The sequence below is a fragment of the Candidatus Omnitrophota bacterium genome (assembly GCA_040755155.1).
In the GTDB taxonomy this organism is placed as follows: Bacteria; Hinthialibacterota; Hinthialibacteria; order Hinthialibacterales; family Hinthialibacteraceae; genus JBFMBP01.
The window spans coordinates 85,440-101,577 of record JBFMBP010000084.1 but is presented as its reverse complement, the minus strand read 5'-3'; the positions used below and the strand labels follow the sequence as shown (position 1 = coordinate 101,577).

General features: G+C 49.4%; 19 protein-coding genes. 12 read left to right on the top strand and 7 right to left on the bottom strand.

Going from position 1 to position 16,138, the window contains the following annotated elements; translation table 11 throughout:
• Window positions 1-2: 2 nt before the first annotated feature.
• From AB1656_12155 to AB1656_12145, 3 genes are all read right to left on the bottom strand, one after another.
• Entirely contained in the window at window positions 3-290 is a 288-nt protein-coding gene (locus tag AB1656_12155) for a HigA family addiction module antitoxin (GenBank protein MEW6236131.1), read from the bottom strand.
• Window positions 291-359: 69 nt separating this feature from the next.
• On the bottom strand, window positions 360-557 hold the full coding sequence (locus tag AB1656_12150) for a hypothetical protein (protein ID MEW6236130.1): 198 nt from the start codon (window positions 555-557) through the stop codon (window positions 360-362).
• Window positions 558-587: 30 nt separating this feature from the next.
• Window positions 588-935, bottom strand: coding sequence for a hypothetical protein (locus AB1656_12145; GenBank protein ID MEW6236129.1), 348 nt, complete (start codon window positions 933-935; stop codon window positions 588-590).
• Between the two features lie 191 nt (window positions 936-1,126).
• Here AB1656_12145 and AB1656_12140 point away from each other — a divergent pair, with 191 nt between their 5' ends.
• Window positions 1,127-2,386, top strand: a complete 1,260-nt coding sequence (locus tag AB1656_12140) for a molybdopterin-dependent oxidoreductase (protein MEW6236128.1) — start codon at window positions 1,127-1,129, stop codon at window positions 2,384-2,386.
• An 82-nt stretch (window positions 2,387-2,468) separates the two neighbouring features.
• On the opposite strand, the gene AB1656_12135 is transcribed toward AB1656_12140, so the two are convergent.
• Complete coding sequence (locus AB1656_12135) at window positions 2,469-4,127, bottom strand: hypothetical protein (GenBank protein MEW6236127.1); 1,659 nt, start codon at window positions 4,125-4,127, stop codon at window positions 2,469-2,471.
• Window positions 4,128-5,202: 1,075 nt separating this feature from the next.
• On the opposite strand from AB1656_12135, the gene AB1656_12130 reads away from it, so the two are divergent.
• Window positions 5,203-5,412: a type II toxin-antitoxin system HicB family antitoxin gene (locus tag AB1656_12130; protein MEW6236126.1), complete on the top strand. Its 210-nt coding sequence runs from the start codon at window positions 5,203-5,205 to the stop codon at window positions 5,410-5,412.
• Between the two features lie 447 nt (window positions 5,413-5,859).
• Here the strand turns inward: AB1656_12130 and AB1656_12125 are convergent, their stop codons facing one another.
• From AB1656_12125 to AB1656_12115, 3 genes are all read right to left on the bottom strand, one after another.
• On the bottom strand, window positions 5,860-6,132 hold the full coding sequence (locus AB1656_12125) for a hypothetical protein (protein MEW6236125.1): 273 nt from the start codon (window positions 6,130-6,132) through the stop codon (window positions 5,860-5,862).
• Between the two features lie 64 nt (window positions 6,133-6,196).
• The gene (locus tag AB1656_12120) at window positions 6,197-6,421 is read right to left on the bottom strand and encodes a hypothetical protein (GenBank protein ID MEW6236124.1); all 225 of its coding nucleotides are present in this window, start codon (window positions 6,419-6,421) and stop codon (window positions 6,197-6,199) included.
• Window positions 6,422-6,723: 302 nt separating this feature from the next.
• Window positions 6,724-8,085 (bottom strand): aminotransferase class I/II-fold pyridoxal phosphate-dependent enzyme, encoded by a 1,362-nt coding sequence (locus tag AB1656_12115; GenBank protein MEW6236123.1) that lies wholly within the window; start codon window positions 8,083-8,085, stop codon window positions 6,724-6,726.
• Between the two features lie 274 nt (window positions 8,086-8,359).
• On the opposite strand from AB1656_12115, the gene AB1656_12110 reads away from it, so the two are divergent.
• The 10 genes from AB1656_12110 (at window position 8,360) to ispE (ending at window position 16,070) form a co-directional block, all read left to right on the top strand.
• The gene (locus tag AB1656_12110) at window positions 8,360-9,439 is read left to right on the top strand and encodes a hypothetical protein (GenBank protein MEW6236122.1); all 1,080 of its coding nucleotides are present in this window, start codon (window positions 8,360-8,362) and stop codon (window positions 9,437-9,439) included.
• A 487-nt stretch (window positions 9,440-9,926) separates the two neighbouring features.
• Window positions 9,927-10,967: a bifunctional UDP-N-acetylglucosamine diphosphorylase/glucosamine-1-phosphate N-acetyltransferase GlmU gene (glmU, locus tag AB1656_12105; GenBank protein ID MEW6236121.1), complete on the top strand. Its 1,041-nt coding sequence runs from the start codon at window positions 9,927-9,929 to the stop codon at window positions 10,965-10,967.
• A 32-nt stretch (window positions 10,968-10,999) separates the two neighbouring features.
• Entirely contained in the window at window positions 11,000-11,644 is a 645-nt protein-coding gene (locus AB1656_12100; GenBank protein ID MEW6236120.1) for a 50S ribosomal protein L25, read from the top strand.
• A gap of 15 nt (window positions 11,645-11,659) precedes the next feature.
• The gene (gene pth / locus AB1656_12095; GenBank protein MEW6236119.1) at window positions 11,660-12,214 is read left to right on the top strand and encodes an aminoacyl-tRNA hydrolase; all 555 of its coding nucleotides are present in this window, start codon (window positions 11,660-11,662) and stop codon (window positions 12,212-12,214) included.
• Between the two features lie 383 nt (window positions 12,215-12,597).
• Window positions 12,598-13,098, top strand: a complete 501-nt coding sequence (gene rpsF / locus AB1656_12090; GenBank protein ID MEW6236118.1) for a 30S ribosomal protein S6 — start codon at window positions 12,598-12,600, stop codon at window positions 13,096-13,098.
• A 9-nt stretch (window positions 13,099-13,107) separates the two neighbouring features.
• Window positions 13,108-13,548 carry a single-stranded DNA-binding protein gene (locus AB1656_12085; protein ID MEW6236117.1) on the top strand — a complete coding sequence of 147 codons (441 nt, stop codon included), beginning with the start codon at window positions 13,108-13,110 and terminating at the stop codon, window positions 13,546-13,548.
• A 27-nt stretch (window positions 13,549-13,575) separates the two neighbouring features.
• A complete protein-coding gene (gene rpsR, locus AB1656_12080; GenBank protein ID MEW6236116.1) occupies window positions 13,576-13,848 on the top strand; it encodes a 30S ribosomal protein S18 in 273 nt (90 codons plus the stop codon).
• A gap of 39 nt (window positions 13,849-13,887) precedes the next feature.
• Window positions 13,888-14,157 (top strand): 30S ribosomal protein S20, encoded by a 270-nt coding sequence (gene rpsT / locus AB1656_12075; protein ID MEW6236115.1) that lies wholly within the window; start codon window positions 13,888-13,890, stop codon window positions 14,155-14,157.
• A 155-nt stretch (window positions 14,158-14,312) separates the two neighbouring features.
• Complete coding sequence (gene ispD, locus AB1656_12070; GenBank protein ID MEW6236114.1) at window positions 14,313-15,113, top strand: 2-C-methyl-D-erythritol 4-phosphate cytidylyltransferase; 801 nt, start codon at window positions 14,313-14,315, stop codon at window positions 15,111-15,113.
• 84 nt (window positions 15,114-15,197) lie between these two features.
• Window positions 15,198-16,070, top strand: coding sequence for a 4-(cytidine 5'-diphospho)-2-C-methyl-D-erythritol kinase (ispE, locus tag AB1656_12065; protein MEW6236113.1), 873 nt, complete (start codon window positions 15,198-15,200; stop codon window positions 16,068-16,070).
• The last annotated feature ends 68 nt before the right edge of the window (window positions 16,071-16,138 follow it).

Genomic DNA, 16,138 nt, shown 5'->3' with positions numbered 1-16,138 from the left:
TTTCAAACAGCCGATAGACGCTTGACTCGCAATTTTCCCCGGCTCTGTTCCGCCTTCCAGAGATCGTATTGCGCTTGTTGATTTAGCCAGCTTTCCGCCGTAACGTCAAACGCCATGGATAGGCGAATTGCCATCTCAGGGCTTATTCCCGTGCGTCTATTGAGAAGACTCGATAATGTCTTACGGCTTACGCCCAGAGCTTTGGCGGTTTCGGTTACGGATAAGCCAAGCGGTTCCAGGCATAGATTTTTTATAATCTCTCCCGGATGGGGTGGATTGAACATTTTCATTTCATACCTCAATGATGTTTTTCATCATAACTCGAAGCGTTACTGGTTTCAATATCGTTCCCAAAGGTCTCACTCCCCCGCCGCCGCGTTCAATTCCTCCAAAAATTCGTCGATGCGCCCTTCGCAGTGTTTTTCCACGAAATGGCTGATGGGGACAGGCGGCGGGGATTGGCGGCAGTCGGCGCATAGGCCATGCCTTTCAAATACCGCCCAGGCGGCGGGGCGTTTGGACAACACGTCGCATACTAAATCCTGGCTTTTAAACATTGATTCCTCCATCTATTGAGTAATAATTCACTATGCGATCAAGAAGTAGAACAAGATCATCGCCAAAAGCAAAGGGGATAGAGCGAATATCGAGAACAATAGAAGCGCCGATAACGACTGGGGCGAACGGCCTTCGTTTTCGTCCGTTTTCGAATTCCTTCTCTCGTCTCGCCCCATGAGAAAGACGAAATAATAACGCATCCGGAAAAAAGGAAGAACGCCGCGAATATTTACGAGATGTTCTTTTAACGGATGAACTTCTTTGATCGCTTGGACAATGGCTTCCATTTGAATGATGGATAACGTATCGCGGACTTCCGGAGCGATTTGACGAAGGACGCGGCGCGAGTAAGCATCGATGGTTTTCGTCGATTCCATATTGATTTTTCCCTCGCATTCTCTAACGGATGCTTGAACGTTTCCGACTTTGTAATTCATGCAAACTGCTACTCTTGTCGATGATGAAATTCATTGAAAGCGCTTTCGTTTTCAGAGTATACTATATCATGCGTCGATATATAGTAAATAAAGCAGTCCGAGCGGCTTAGAAGAACTGGAAGAAAACAAAGATGGTTTTTTCAAAGAATCTTGCGGAAGAGCATATCGGCTTTACTCGCCGTTTTTTTCTTGGATATGGCGCGATGGGAATAGCGGGCTTGAACGCCTCGAATCTATGGTCTCAAGATAAAATTCCTTCTTCTTTTATAGACGAAGCAAAAGCGAAAATGGAATATCTCACCCGCGACGAAGATTTTATAAACTATGGCCGGGGTAATCCGCCGCCATACCAATTGACGCCGGAAAAACGCCGCGCCGTAGGATTGGAACGCGAGACGTGGAGGCTGGAGATATTGGCCGATCCCGAAAGCGATTCCGTCGTGGAGCATCCCCTTTCGCTGGAATCGGGAACCGCCTTAGATTGGCCGGGATTGATGAAACTCACCGAAAAATACGCCATACGTTTTTTGAGCGTCATGTCCTGCACCAATGGAAAAAGTCCCTGCGGCATGGGTTTGTGGGAAGGCGTTCCGCTCAGGGAATTAATCTGGCTAGCCAAGCCAACGAAAAACGTGAGACGGATTTTTTACTATGGCTATCACAACGACGATATCAAACAACGGTTTCAGAGTTCTCTATCTATTGGTAGAGTATTGGAAGACCCTCCTGGCGAGCTTCCGGTAACGCTTTGTTATAAACTGAATGGCGAATGGCTTTCGCCGGTCCGCGGCGGGCCCGCGCGAATGTTGGTTCCCGGCGCTTACGGCAATAAATCGGTCAAGTGGCTGCAACGAATTTTGCTGACCAATAGCAACAAAGCCAATGATACTTACGCCCTTTGGAACAATGACACGGAAAGCCATTTGAAGACGTGGGCGTGTTTTATTCATGCGCCGGAAAAAGCGAAAGCGGGACAGCCGATTCTCCTAACCGGAGTGGCGCAAGTCGGAATGTCGGGTCTTGCCAAAGTCCAATATTTTCTCCATGCGCAAGATAAACCGCTGCCGGACGACGATCCCTATTTCGCCAAAACCGATTGGAATGACGCCGAAATTCTTCCGCCGCCGGATCGTTGGGGCGGGGAAATGCGAGATGAAAAACTGCCCTCGCCGACGCTCAAAATCGACTCTGCCACGGGGAAGCCTAGCCAGTGGCCGATGCGTGACGCTCTAGTTCATTGGGCGGCGCTTTTGACGAATGTTCCCAGCGGCCATTATGACCTGTTCTGCCGCACGATCGACGCCAATGGAATCGCGCAGCCCATGCCTCGTCCTTTTCTTAAGTCCGGCTATAACGCCATTCAGCGAATCGATTTGGTTGTCGAGGCGTAAATGCGCGAGACGCGATGCATACAAAAAAAAGGGCGGAGGGAAATCCCGTCCACCCTTTCGCAACCTGCTGTTTCGTTAAACTCTAATAGAGCGACCATTCGTCGATGGGAACAGTTTTGCCATCGATCGCCAGCACGACGTTCTTAAAGACGCCCGTGCTGTAATAGCCTGCTCTATGCGAGGTTACGGCGAATCCTACATAAATTGGATCAACCATATCCCCCACATCATGAACCAAGGTTTCCACCCGTTGGCCGCTGGCGGCGTCATAATAATAGAAGCCGATTTTCGTTCCATCGCGGGTGATTTCGACGGTTCCGGTTTGCTGGCCCGCCGCCGTTCCTCCCGGAACATTCAAAGATTCGTTATTGCCGGAAGTCCCTGCATAGATATCCCGCCATTGCGGACCGAAATCTCTTCCCCATGTGCGGATCATCGACATGCCATGAGCAGACCAGGAATCGGCGTCATCCCGCACCATCGGGCCGATTTTCGCCCATTCCGTATGTCCGTCGCCTTCATACAATAGGCAATCCGCCTTTAGCGAAACCTTTCCCGAAACTTCGCGATATAAATAGTGGAAATTATCGGCGCTGCCCCAGATATCATTGCCGGCGCCAATAACGACATAAGTCCCAGTATTGGGATCGTAACCGGCGTCGCCTTCCGCCGTTTCGCTCTCGTACAAATCTTCGCTAGTGGTGAATACGCCATAACCGTTGGATTTGGGCGGAACGGCGGTAAGTTGCCAATCGCCGCCGCCGGAGTAAATATCGGAGCCGGATTTCGCATTACCCGAAAATGCCAACACGCCTACAGCGCTTATAGGAGCGGAAATGTCGTAAGTCAACTTTGCGTCCGCTCCCGTTGCTCCGGGAACCGTCCAGGTAATAACCCCGTCCCCGCTAACGCTCGTTGTTCCCACCGATGCCTTTACGTTGGAAACGGTAAAACCGGCAGGAACTTTTTCTGTTACCGTTGCATCGGTCGTCTTCCCTGTCTCCACAGACAGCCCTAAGCTTATGCCAGTCACGGACCCTCCCGCTTCCACTTTATATTGTGGAATAGTCCGCGTCACAATCACCGGCACTCCGAGAAGTTGCAGCGTTACGCCGGAGAAAAACGCGCGTTCCGTCGTGCTCGTATTGTGCGAAGTGACCACCAGACCCACGAGAATCGTTGTGGGCATGGGAATATCGATGGATCCGATCACGCGGAACGTACCATCCGTTACTTGACGCAGCATCGTAAACGTATCGCCCACCCGCATGAGTTGAATGACGTTAGTCTCGTCGGCCCGTTTTTCCTGGACGGCGATATCGTCCGAACGGCCAGTGTAATCCGTTCGTTTCTCCAAATTGGAACCCTGGCTGCGGATGATAATCCCGGTAGCGTGCGGAGAACCGGGATCGTCTTCAAAACCGACGCTATCGCGCGCCATAAATCCTGCCTTCTTCCATTCGTCGCCGTCACGCGGCCCCCCTTTTTCCCAATTGACCTCGCCCGTAATCAAGAAGGAGCCGGTTACTTCCTTGTAAACGAAATAACAACCGTCCGCCGATCCCCAGAGATCGTTGCCGGAGCCGACGACATCGTAAACGCCGTTCGCAAACGTGGCCGATCCCTGGCCGTTATCGTCTCCAATGCTCACTTGGCCGTCGAAAATCCCAATTGCCTGAGAGAAGACGAGCGGGCTGATCGCCGTCATGAGAAATACGAAAAAAATCCCGCGTTTCATCATACTACATCTCCTTTCCCGTTGTTTTGTATTTAATCTCTGCGGCCATCGTATCAAGAAAATTGGAATAAATCTATTAAATTATTCTTTTTAATCTAAAAATAACATGATTGGTTGTGTAAATAAATATTGCTTTCCATTAATAAGTAATACTTCTTATAGCAATATATATATTTATGGTACATCCGGCACTTAGGTACTTTTCCTTTCTCAGGTTTGGTTGATTCAATGTCTGAATCAGATATTCGGATAAAAAGGATCCCCCGAATAGCGCGATAGCGAGAATGAAATTGAATCATAAAAACGCGAAGGGAGCGGAAGACGCGAAAATAGGGTGAGAGATGAAAGCAGGAATGGGGCGAGGGAGCCGGTTGGATTGAATCACGAAAACACTAAAGAAAAGAAAGCCACGAAGGGAAAGAAAAAGATGAAAAAAAAGTGAGGGATAAAAAAGGAAGACGCAGGAGATAACATCAAGAAGATTATCCCCTCGGATTTAAAAAATCGTTTTTTTGAAAATTGGCAAACCAGGGCGGCAAGGCTGCGGCATTTTGTCTATTTCTTTCCTCTTTCTTATCCGAAATGCAATCGAAAAGATCGAGAAAAGGAAAGATAAAATTTGCTTGCCGCCCTGCGGTTTGTTCCTGCTTTTTTCTCAAGTATCCGTTTTCGCCAAGGGGCTTCCTGCCCTATAGGCAGACCGGTTCCCAGGCAATCGCTTCGCCCTTTCAATCCCAGCTTGGCGAAACGACTGTGAGTTCCACCCCCGCTACTCATTCACCGACGCCCACCCTGAAAGGCTGAGCGAGGTTATCGACGATGCCATCCTCTTCCACTTCGCTATTTAGCGGCGAGTACGGCGGGGACTGCTCGGCGCGCGCCGTGAGAAGGTCCCTCTGTTATTATGGGGAAGGCCGCAGATTTGGGACATTGAGACATTGAGACATTGGGGTCTGGGGGGCTGGGGGACTTGCAGGGGTGTTGTGGGCTACGCTTCGCTTTTAGCCCACCCTACATGGTTCGGATTGCGCAACTTGTGTTATAATAATAAAGTAAATTCAAAAACTAGGGTGATTTTATGATCTATCAATATACAGTTAATATAGAAAAAGATCCCAAAGCGGGTGTATTTATTGCGTCCGTTCCCGCTCTTGGCTGCTGCTTTACGCAAGGGCGTACGCGGGAAGAAATCCTAGAACGGATTCGCGAAGCCATTGCATGTCATCTCGAGGCGCTTTTAGAGGATGGGGAAGAAATCCCGCATTTCGAGTCACGGATTCATGAATAATTTTGGATTTCATGAAGAAAAATTAACGAATATTAATGTTATTGATTTTTAGCGGAGGTTGATGGAATGGATTACATAAGGCGCGTTAATTGAATAAAATAGCGCCAATTACTGTTCCAATTATTGTCGTAATTATTGATACGATCCTAATTTTATATTTTTTCCAATCGTCGCGTTTTTTGTATTCCTCAAAAGTGGGGATGGATTGCAGAATTGTTTTATAATGAGAAAAAAGTTCCTCAATTAAATTATAATAACTATCTATCTCAGTAAGGATTTGATCTCTCTCTTTTCCGATATCTTTTCCACCTCTTATTTTTGCTATTTCGTGCGATATATGATTTATTCGAATCCTTATTTTCGGATAATAGTCTGGTATTACTGAAGTTATACATTCATTCTCATAATATGACAGATCATCGATTATTTGCTCTCGTATTTTAATACTCAACCAATCGGACGCATCAAAAAAGCCCGATATAAATGTCCAACAACTTTGTCATATTGTTGTTCAATATAATCAACGTTATTCTCATGCTCAGATAAACCTAATTCAGCCGCTCTTGCCCTAATCAAATGATCTAGAGCGCTTCTTTGTTCCAATGAAGGCTGCAAAAAGGCATCAAAATTTCCGCCAAATTCCTCCCCTCTAATAATTAGAGATTTTAGGTATTGGTGTAATTTAATTATTTTTTCCCAATTGTGATTATTTACAGGCACACGCCCCCCCGAAGATAAACTTAAAAAAATTGTATCGTAAAATTTTAAAAATTAGGAGATTATATTAAGGCAATGGGGTATCCAGAATACGTTTACGGCGTTCTTCGTATTCCTCATCCGTCCAGAATCTTCCCGTCGAGATTCTAACGCTACCTCTATAACGCGTCGATTCTCGTAATGTGATTTCCTTCGTTTTTTCGGTAACAACGATACGGGGGAAATCTGTTTCCATGACTTTGTTCCACTCATCCGTACCAGGAGCGAAATCCTTATGTATCGTAGTCATCATTCTCTCTCCTTTTGTTGAGACGCCGTTTAGACGTTTCCCACTCCACATATTACTCAAAGCAAACACTATTTTAGAGTTGACGATATCGTCAACTCTAAAAAGGTGAGTATAGCCTACACTAGAAATATTGTAAACGCCTTTCTCATACCACATAATATCGACATATTCAAGATTAATTGCATAATTTTCGCAAGTTTTTTTAATATAAATCCATTTTCCTGCAAAATAAAATCTCCCCCTAAATAGCGGCTAGAGCGGCATAATCGCCGCTCTAGCTGCTCATCATCCGCATAAATCAATACTTACGCTTTTGCCAGTTCCGCCGCGTGGGCGTGGATTTTGCGCACCGCCGCCGCCCGCTGATCCATATCTTCTTTGGTAGCCAGGAACTGGGTTTGATACCACCAGCAGGCTTCTTCCTTGCAGAGGCGGTCGTTTTCCGGGCATTCGTTTTCGGAGAAATATTTATCGATGCGTTCCTTGGAATAAACAGCCTGGTAACCTCGCGAATAGAGAGCGTCCTTGAGGAACGGCTCTTTGTTGAGGGGCGAGTAGCCGCTGCCGCAGCCTGCGCCTTCCGCGCTCATGGCGTTCAGGAACTTATCGCGCGGGACGCCGCCGAATTCCTTGGCATCGTAACGGAACATATAGAGGTGGTAGGCGTTGCGCGTGGTTCCCTCGTACATCTTAGCGGGATGGATGCCGGGAATTTCTTCCAATTGTTTGGATAGATAGAGGGCGTTTTCCGTGCGCAGGCGGGATTGCTCTTCCACGCGCTTCATGCCCTGGAGCAGGAGCGCGGCGGAAAATTCCGTCATGCGGGCGTTGATTCCGTTATGGACGTAGCCGAAGCCGTATTTATTGGTACGTTCGCGGCCGTTGGAATGGAACGAGAAGCAGCGATCCATGAGATCCGAATCGTCGGTAATGACGGCGCCGCCCTCGCCGGAGCACAGGTTTTTGGTCACTTGGAAGCTGAAACAGCCGCTGTTGCCGATGGAGCCAACTTTTTTGCCGCGCCATTCGGCGAGATGGGCTTGGCAGGCGTCTTCGACGACAATCAGTTTATGTTTCTTGGCCACTTCCATGATGGCGTCCATATTGCACACGTTGCCGCCGATGTGTACGGGAAGAATGGCGCGGGTTTTTTCCGTGATCTTTTCCTCTAACTTCTTGGGATCGATCAGGAAAGTCTCGCGGTCCGTATCGACGAAGATGGGAAGCGCGTATTGCAACAAAATCACGTTGATGGTGGCGACGAAGGTATAGGGCGTTACTAGCACCTCGTCGCCGGGACCAATGCCCAATGCGTTAAGAGAGGTATACAAAGCCGTGGTGCCGCAGGATGTGGCGAGGCATTCTTTTACGCCTGTGAATTTGGCGTATTCCTTCTCGAAGGTATTGACGTATTCGCCGTCGAGGCGGCACCAGCCCTTCTTGTTCAAGACGTCCATCCAGGCATCCTCGTCGCCGTCCTCTTTTACGACTTTGGGCCAGGAGGCGGATTTCGCTTTGCAGATGGGCGTTCCTCCCAGCATTGCTAGTTTTTCTTTGGTTTCGGATGCCGCCGTGGTTAGGATCATCGGACCCGCCAATCCCAACCCCGCCGTCCCCGCCGCCGCCGTTTGTAGAAAAGTTCTTCTTTTGGCCAATGGTTTATTCATGATCCAAGCTCCTTACGAACATCGTTTCAAAAACAACTTTTTCCGTTCCCACAAATTATTTAACATATTTTTTACTTCTTGAATAGCGGCTTCTTTCATTCTTGCCGCGAATCTTTAGGAATAGCATGGAGAGAATTTCAATTTTTTTTCGCCATATGGTTGCTTTTTCTACGATCTCTTCGTTAGAAACCAAATAAGGACTTTTGTTTTTTCTTTCTCGAACTATCTTATAGGTAATCTATAAGTTATTCTTGCCTAAGGGGTAATGCCAGCTATGCCCAAGATCGTTTTTTATGTCAGCTCGCATGGATTCGGCCACGCCACCAGGGCCATCGAGTTGATTTCGAATCTTCCGGAACTAATCGGCGTGGAAGTCGTAACCACCGCCCCGCGCTGGCTCTTTTACCGATCCTTGAAAAGAGCTTTTACGTATCACGATTATCTCCACGACTGCGGAGTGATGCAAATCGATAGTTTGCAGCAAGATATCAAGGGCACATTCGAACGCTGGAACGATCTGTTGGACCATTACCCCGAAATGGCGGAAGAGGAAGCGCAGCGTTTAGAAAAAATCGGCGCCGACCTGGTGATCGGCGATATCTCTCCTTTCGCCGTCGCCGTGGCCGAGGCGGCGGAGCTTCCATCTTTGATTGTCGCCAATTTCAGTTGGAATTGGATATTTACGGCCTTTTTAACTTACGAACCGCGTTTTCAAGAGATCATCGACCGCATCGCCGATTATTACGCCAGAACCACTCTTCTGCTCAAAACTCCCTTAAGCGGCGATCTTTCCGTATTTCCCGACGCGAAGGATATCCCTCTCATCGCGCGCCGGTCGAAAAAAACTCGCTCCCAGGCGCGAAAAGCGTTAGGTTTGCCCTTGGATGGACGCGTGGTTTTGATTACATTCGGCGGATGCGGTCTTAATAGGATCAAGAAAGAACAGCTGGCGGCTCGATCCGATATAAACTTTTTAACCTTCAATCGGGAACTGGCTGGTCCACCAAACATTTGGATTTTAGACCCGGAACGAATCTATCATCCCGACGCCGTACGGGCATCCAATCTCGTTTTGGCGAAACTGGGATACGGCATTGTCTCCGAATGCATCGCCCATGAAACGCCTATCGCTTATATCCCTCTCTCCAATTTTCCCGAACAGGGAGTATTCGAGAGCGAATTGCCAAAATATTTATCCTCCTATAAAATCCAGGACGATATTTTCCATGACGGTCAATGGGATTTTCTCGACGTCGCATTCGAAGCTGCGGCATCGCAAACCCAACCGCATGAACGCCTTGCCTTGAATGGCGGCGAAGTGGCGACGGATATTCTATGCGATTTGCTGCGATGAAGCGGCGTTCTCTTGAAGCGAAACGGGCCGCGAAGAGGAGATATACCAAGTCCTATTTTATAATTCCCTCTCCCTCTGGGAGAGGGCTAGGGCGAGGGGATAATAAGTCCAATAATATCAACCCTCACCTAACCTCTCCCAATCTTGGGAGAGGGATTTTAAAAGCGACAAATTCAATGGTGATTAGTATTTATAATGCGCGTCTTGACGTTTGAGGGTGAAAAGACATAAAATAGTTGTTTCTAGTTCAACCATTTTCAGGCCGTGGAGAATCTACGGGCTGTTTTTTTGTAGGAACTAGCGTTCCATGACTTTTATTTTTGTTTGTTGCGCAGTTTCCCAAACTCCCTCATCCTAACCCTCTCCCAGAGGGAGAGGAGACAAAATAAATCGTCATAGATCGCTAGCCGAACGTAAAGGAGCCATCTCCTCTGAAATATACAGGCGAGACGCCTGTTTTACCCAAAACATTATGGCGCAAAAATCTTTGTCTTCCATTATCCTGGCGGCGGGCGACGGTACTCGTCTCCGTTCGCAAGTTCCCAAATCGCTTCATCGGATTTGCGGGCGTCCCATGATCGTTCACATCCTGCGTAATATCGAGGGATTGATCGACGGAAAGCAAGTCGTCGTCATCGGTTTCGCCAATGAAATGGTGGAAGCGGCGCTGAGCGGCTTCAAGGTGGAATTCGCCCTTCAGGAAAAGCGCCTGGGTACGGGCCACGCCGTATTGTGCGCCAAGCCGCTGGTTGAAAACTGCGATGGCGACTTGCTGGTCGTCGTGGGCGATGCGCCCCTCATGACCAAGAGCACCTTCGAGAAGCTGATCGAACGCCATCGCCATCAGGACGCGTCCGCCACTGTGCTGACGACGAAGATGAAGAAACCCGCCGGATACGGACGCATTCTTCGCCACCAGGACAATACGGTGCTCTCCATCGTCGAAGATAAGGATGCGAATATCTACGAAAAGAAGATTCTGGAAATCAACTCGGGAACCTATGTCTTCGATTGCAAAGACCTTTACGACGCCTTGGCCAAAGTAAAGCCGAATAACGAACAGGGGGAATATTACCTCACCGACGTTATCCATATTATGGTGAGCGAAAAGAAAAGGGTGGAAGCCTATATCGCCAAAGATCCCCTGGAAACGATGGGTATCAACAATCGGGTGCAATTCGCGCAAGCGGAACGGATCATGCGCAATCGCATTCTGGAGCGCCTGATGTATTCAGGGGTTACGATCGTAGACCCCGCCAATACGTTCATCGACGACAGCGTTACGATCGGCATCGACAGCATCATCCAACCCAATACGCATATTTTCGGAAAAACGACTATCCATGAAGGATGCGAAATTGGTCCCATGACTCAAATCTACGACTGCGAAATCGGGAAGGGGTGCCGCGTGAATAGTTCCTATTTGCGGGGATGCGCCATACCTCCCGGCATGAGCATTGGGCCTTTCGCCAATCTTCAGCATGGTGAAATCGTTTACGCCGAGCCGTATTTGAATAAAAAAGTCTAAAATCACCTTTCTAGCAATATTTGGAGGCAGCCATGAAACAGGTTGAAATTTCAGTTCAACGCCGGGAAAAGATCGGAAAAGGAGCCGCGCGATCTTCCCGGCGCGCGGGCAGGGTCCCCGCCGTCATATATGGAGGAAATGGGACTTCCATCCCTGTTTCGGTTGATCGCCATGAAATCGAGCGAGCCATACACAGCGGCGGGGAGTCGGAAAACATCGTCGTGAACGTCGCCATTGCGGGAGAAGACGCGAAGGAACTGGCGCTGGTTCGTCAAACCCAACACGACCCGTTGTCGGGCGCGTTGGAACACTTGGATTTTCTGCGCATATCCATCGATAAAACTATTACCACTACGGTACCCATCCACCCCGTAGGTTCCTGCAAAGGCGTGAAGGCAGGAGGCATCTTCGAGCAGCTGCTCCGCGATGTGGAAATCGAATGCCTGCCGCTGGAAATTCCCGATTGTCTGGAAATCGACGTAACGGAACTTGATCTAGCCCATAGTCTTCACGTATCCGATATTCCGGGGAATCCGAAATATAAAATCCTCACGGCTCCGGACCGCACCGTCGCCTCCGTAGCGCTGCCCAAGGTGGAGGCCGCTCCGGGCGCGCCCGCCGCCGCTGCGGAAGGGGAAGCGGAAAAAGCCGCCGAAGGTTCGGAAAAATCCGAGTAACGATTCGAGGCAAACGTGTGGTGCCTGGTTGGACTTGGCAATCCCGGCCCAAAATACGAATCGACGCGCCATAATGTCGGTTTCCAATTGATCGATGGGCTTTCCGACCGTTGGAACATCTCCGTCGAGCAAAAAGGCTCTTCCTTTCTGTTCGGCTTGGGGGATTTTCGCGATACGCCGGTAATCCTCGTCAAGCCCATGACCTATATGAACCGGTCGGGGACCGCTTATAAAAGACTATTGCGCGAGCCGGAAATTTCCTGCGCGGAAACGTTGATTATCTATGACGATATCCATCTCCCGCTAGGGAAAATCCGGATACGGCTCAAGGGAAGCGACGGGGGACATAATGGTCTTCGTTCCATCCTCGAAATGGCGGGGACGGAAGAGATTCCAAGATTGCGCCTGGGCATCGGCGAAAACAGCGACGATATTGTGGATTTCGTTCTGAGTCCTTTCACATCGAAAGAGAGAGAAATCATGGACGAAACCCTTATCCGCGCTGGGGAAGCGGTTGAAGCGATTTTATTGGATGGAATGGAAAAAGCCATGAATCAATTCAACCGCTAGCCGATTCTAAGCCAGCGATTCGATCCAATTGATGGCGGTTATTTCCCTAGTTTTTGCGCTTTTATTCCATTGAGATTTAACTTTTCCCTTCTAAACGAATATCAATCCGGCCGCAGGGAATTCCTTGCGGCTGGTTATTTTATCCATATCCCTCTGGGATGAGCGCTTATCGCATCCCTGTCATATTCCATAAAGACATCTCGAAAAATCGTCATTGACGAAGCCGAACCCTTGCCAAGCGAGGATTTCGGAAGTTAAATAATGGTTTGTTCTTATACTTTTTCGAACAATTTACCCAAAATGGAATAGGATCGCGGAACGACGCGAACTACCTTCCTGCGCCCATCTTCGGGATGGGCGCCAAAAGCCCGAAGGAGGAATCTATGGCAGTAGCGCCCTACGAAATTCTTTACATCATCGACGCCGCTTTGGAAGAAAGCGAAATTCAACGGTTGGCGGATGAAATGAAATCCGTCATCCAAAACAACGGCGGACAAATTACCAGAGACGCCAATTGGGGCATCCGAAAATTAGCCTACGAAATCAAGAAAAAAACGGACGGCGTCTATATCAACCTCGAATTCGACGCTCCCGAAACGACGCCGGAAGAGATCATTCAATTCATCCATACTCATGCCGGGATCCTGCGCCACTTGATCATCCAGATTCCCAAGGCGAAATTGATCCAGGAAAAGATTGACGCCGAGAGGAAGCAAAAGGCGTTAGACGACGCCGAGCGGGAGCGGACGGAAGCGCTGGCGAGAGAAGCCGCGAGAGCGTCCGCTTTGGATGAATCCGCAAGGGAAGAGAAATCCTCTACAATGGCTATCGACGAATCGGATGAAGACGACGATTTGGATGATATCGATGTGGAAGACGATTAAACGGGGGACATTATGAATCATATCGTACTCATAGGCCGCTTAACGGCGGATCCGGAAATCCGCATGACTCAAAGCGGCATTCCAGTCGCTAATTTTCAACTGGCGGTGGATCGTCGTTTTAAAAACGCCAACGGCGAACGAGAAACAGATTTCATCCGAATCGTCGCCTGGCGCAAACTGGCCGAATTAATAAGGGACTACACTCATAAAGGCTACCTTGTCGCCGTGGATGGTTCTTTGCAGGTGCGGCGTTATCAAACGCCCGAAGGGGAGAACCGAACGGTCTATGAAGTGCAAGCGGACAATGTGCAATTTCTCGACCGCGGCGGACGCGGCGCGGGCGGCGATTCGTCCTACGCGCCGCCCTCCGATCAAGATGCGCCGCCTCCGCCTCCCGAACCGTCTTCTCAAAGCGGCAGACCGGGAGACGACAGCGATTTACCCTTTTAAAAAACTAATTTAGGAGATAGAAATTCCATGAAAGAGTCTCGAGAATCTCGTACTTCGGGGGCGCCCAAAAAGAAATTTCAACGCCGACGCTTCTCGCGCAAGAAAGTATGCCGGTTTTGCGAACAAAAAACCGTTTATATCGATTTTAAAAATTACCGTTTGTTAAGAGAGTTCCTGACGGAGAGGGGCAAGATCGTTCCCCGGCGCATCACCGGCACCTGCGCCAAGCATCAACGCTTGTTGACGATTTCCATCAAGCAAGCGCGCAATATCGCTCTCTTGGCCTTTACGCATCGATAAAAAATAAAGTATTCAAAAAATACACAGGAGCCATCGTTCATGCCCAATCATAAAGCGACAGCCAAAAGTTTGAAGCAAGACGCGAAACGGCGGGCGAGAAACGTTTCCGCCAAATCGCGGCTGCGGACATTGGTCAAAAAGGTGCGATTGGCCGTTTCGGAGAAAAAAACGGAAGAAGCCAAAACGCGCCTCATTACCGCTGTTTCCGCCTTGGATACGGCGGCGAAGAAACATGTCATTCATCCGCGCAACGCCGCTCGTAACAAATCCCGATTAATGCGTCTTGTCAGCGCCATGGAAAAAAACTGACTTACGCATGACAACCCATATACGGCTCCGGCCGGCCGACGCCGCTGGGGCCGTTATCCTCTTTTTATTAACGGTTTAATCGAAGCCATTACTCTTTTTCCGTAGAATCCGCGCCATCTTTTCGATTTTCGTCGAATAAGCGCGGATTTGCCCGAATGCCGATGGCGGCCGCCGTTTCCGGCGCGTTTTCCGGCCTACGAACTCTGCGAACGCGCAAAGCGCGAATTGCCGATACCATGAGAACGCCGATACCGGATGCCATAGAGGCCGCCGCCGTCATCGTGGCGGCGGGGAAAAGTTCCCGCATGGGCGGCGGAAGAAATAAAGTCCTCCAACTCCTGGGGGGGAGGCCGGTTCTTTCCTATTCCCTGGAAGTCTTTCAGAAATGCGGGCGGATATCTCGAATCGCCATTGTAGGCCGGCAAGAAGACAGGGTCGAAATCTCCTCCCTTATTGAAAACTATTGCCCGAAAGCGAAAGGAGGATTCGTCCCCGGCGGCGCCGAACGCTTCGATTCCGTCCGCAACGGCTTGGAATTTTTCGCCTCCGCCGCTCCCGCCGCCGTCCTGATCCACGATGCAGCCCGTCCTTTTATCCAAGAACGATTTATTCTGGATTCTTTAGAACAGCTAAACGAAACCCCCGGCTGCGTGATCGGCGTACCTCTCAAAGATACGCTCAAAGAAACGGATGCGAACGCCGCCGTGATCCGCACGCGCGAGCGAACGAAATTCTGGCTGGCTCAAACTCCTCAAACTTTCCTTTATCCCATCATTTTAGAAGCCTACCGCCAATGCTCGCCTCCTCCTTACCCAACGGACGACGGCGAAGTGCTGGAGATGGCGAGGGGAGCGGTTAAAATGGCGGAAGGATCGTACTTGAATATGAAAATCACCGCGCCGGAAGATCTCCGTTTGGCGGAATCGATTCTCTTGACTTTAGGCCATCCATCATGATGCCACTAACTGCATCGATCGGTTTGTTATATCCCAATCCGCTTTTTTCTTTTCATGAATGGACGTTGCGAGAATGGAAGGCAAATGAATACGATCCAGTTACGCGCCCATGCAAAAATCAATTTATATTTGGATATTCTGGGAATTCAAAAAGACGGATATCACCAGCTGGACATGGTGAACGCCAAACTATCGCTCCATGACCTCATCACCTGCACGCTCATTCCTCAGCGAACGATCGAACTAACCTGCAACCATTCTTCGATTCCAACCGATTCTCGAAACACCGCCTTCCAGGCCGCCAGCCGCTTTTTGGAACAGACGCGAACCAAATCGGGCGTATGCATCCATATTGACAAGCGAATTCCTCACGGCGCGGGTTTGGGCGGCGGCAGCAGCGACGCCGCCGTTGTACTCCAAGCCATGAATCTTCTCACGAATATGCGCCTCCCCCCCGAGAAACTAACGCAAATCGCGGCGGGCATCGGCGCCGACGTTCCCTTTTTTTTGAAAGAGGGTTGCTGTTATGTGGGGGGGAAGGGAGAAAAAGTCGTAAAAATTTCTACGCATATTTCCTTAATGACGTCCCCCCTATTCGTCGTTTTATGCTCCCCTTCCGTTCATATCTCGACCAAGGAAGCCTATGCGCTTTGGGATCGATCAGAAACGAAGACTCATAGCCAGCCCGCCGCTCTTATTCAATCCTTGAACGGCGGCCAGAGGGATTCGCTTCCCAACCATCTTTTCAATTCTTTCGAAGCGGTTCTCTTTCCAGCGCATCCCGCCATCCGCCAAGCCAATGACGTTTTCGCCTCTCTCTCGCCAACAAAGCCCCTTTTAACCGGTTCCGGATCGAATCTCTTCAGCCTCCATGGCTGCCGGACGGAAGCGGAAGACGTACGGGGCCGTCTTTTAACGGAAGGCTATCCTTCGCAGGTTTGCGAACTACGCCTTTAGATCATTTTCCAAAAAAATCCGTTAATCCGCTTGACAGATTGTTTATATGGTAATAATATATTGATATA

Bases quoted from the DNA above. Each gene is read 5' to 3' on its own strand.
- AB1656_12155 (MEW6236131.1), bottom strand. From the start codon at position 290: ATGAAAATGTTCAATCCACCCCATCCGGGAGAGATTATAAAAAATCTA.
- AB1656_12150 (MEW6236130.1), bottom strand. From the start codon at position 557: ATGTTTAAAAGCCAGGATTTAGTATGCGACGTGTTGTCCAAACGCCCC.
- AB1656_12145 (MEW6236129.1), bottom strand. From the start codon at position 935: ATGGAATCGACGAAAACCATCGATGCTTACTCGCGCCGCGTCCTTCGT.
- AB1656_12140 (MEW6236128.1), top strand. From the start codon at position 1,127: ATGGTTTTTTCAAAGAATCTTGCGGAAGAGCATATCGGCTTTACTCGC.
- AB1656_12135 (MEW6236127.1), bottom strand. From the start codon at position 4,127: ATGATGAAACGCGGGATTTTTTTCGTATTTCTCATGACGGCGATCAGC.
- AB1656_12130 (MEW6236126.1), top strand. From the start codon at position 5,203: ATGATCTATCAATATACAGTTAATATAGAAAAAGATCCCAAAGCGGGT.
- AB1656_12120 (MEW6236124.1), bottom strand. From the start codon at position 6,421: ATGATGACTACGATACATAAGGATTTCGCTCCTGGTACGGATGAGTGG.
- AB1656_12115 (MEW6236123.1), bottom strand. From the start codon at position 8,085: ATGAATAAACCATTGGCCAAAAGAAGAACTTTTCTACAAACGGCGGCG.
- AB1656_12110 (MEW6236122.1), top strand. From the start codon at position 8,360: ATGCCCAAGATCGTTTTTTATGTCAGCTCGCATGGATTCGGCCACGCC.
- AB1656_12100 (MEW6236120.1), top strand. From the start codon at position 11,000: ATGAAACAGGTTGAAATTTCAGTTCAACGCCGGGAAAAGATCGGAAAA.
- rpsF (MEW6236118.1), top strand. From the start codon at position 12,598: ATGGCAGTAGCGCCCTACGAAATTCTTTACATCATCGACGCCGCTTTG.
- rpsR (MEW6236116.1), top strand. From the start codon at position 13,576: ATGAAAGAGTCTCGAGAATCTCGTACTTCGGGGGCGCCCAAAAAGAAA.
- rpsT (MEW6236115.1), top strand. From the start codon at position 13,888: ATGCCCAATCATAAAGCGACAGCCAAAAGTTTGAAGCAAGACGCGAAA.
- ispD (MEW6236114.1), top strand. From the start codon at position 14,313: ATGCCGATGGCGGCCGCCGTTTCCGGCGCGTTTTCCGGCCTACGAACT.
- ispE (MEW6236113.1), top strand. From the start codon at position 15,198: ATGAATACGATCCAGTTACGCGCCCATGCAAAAATCAATTTATATTTG.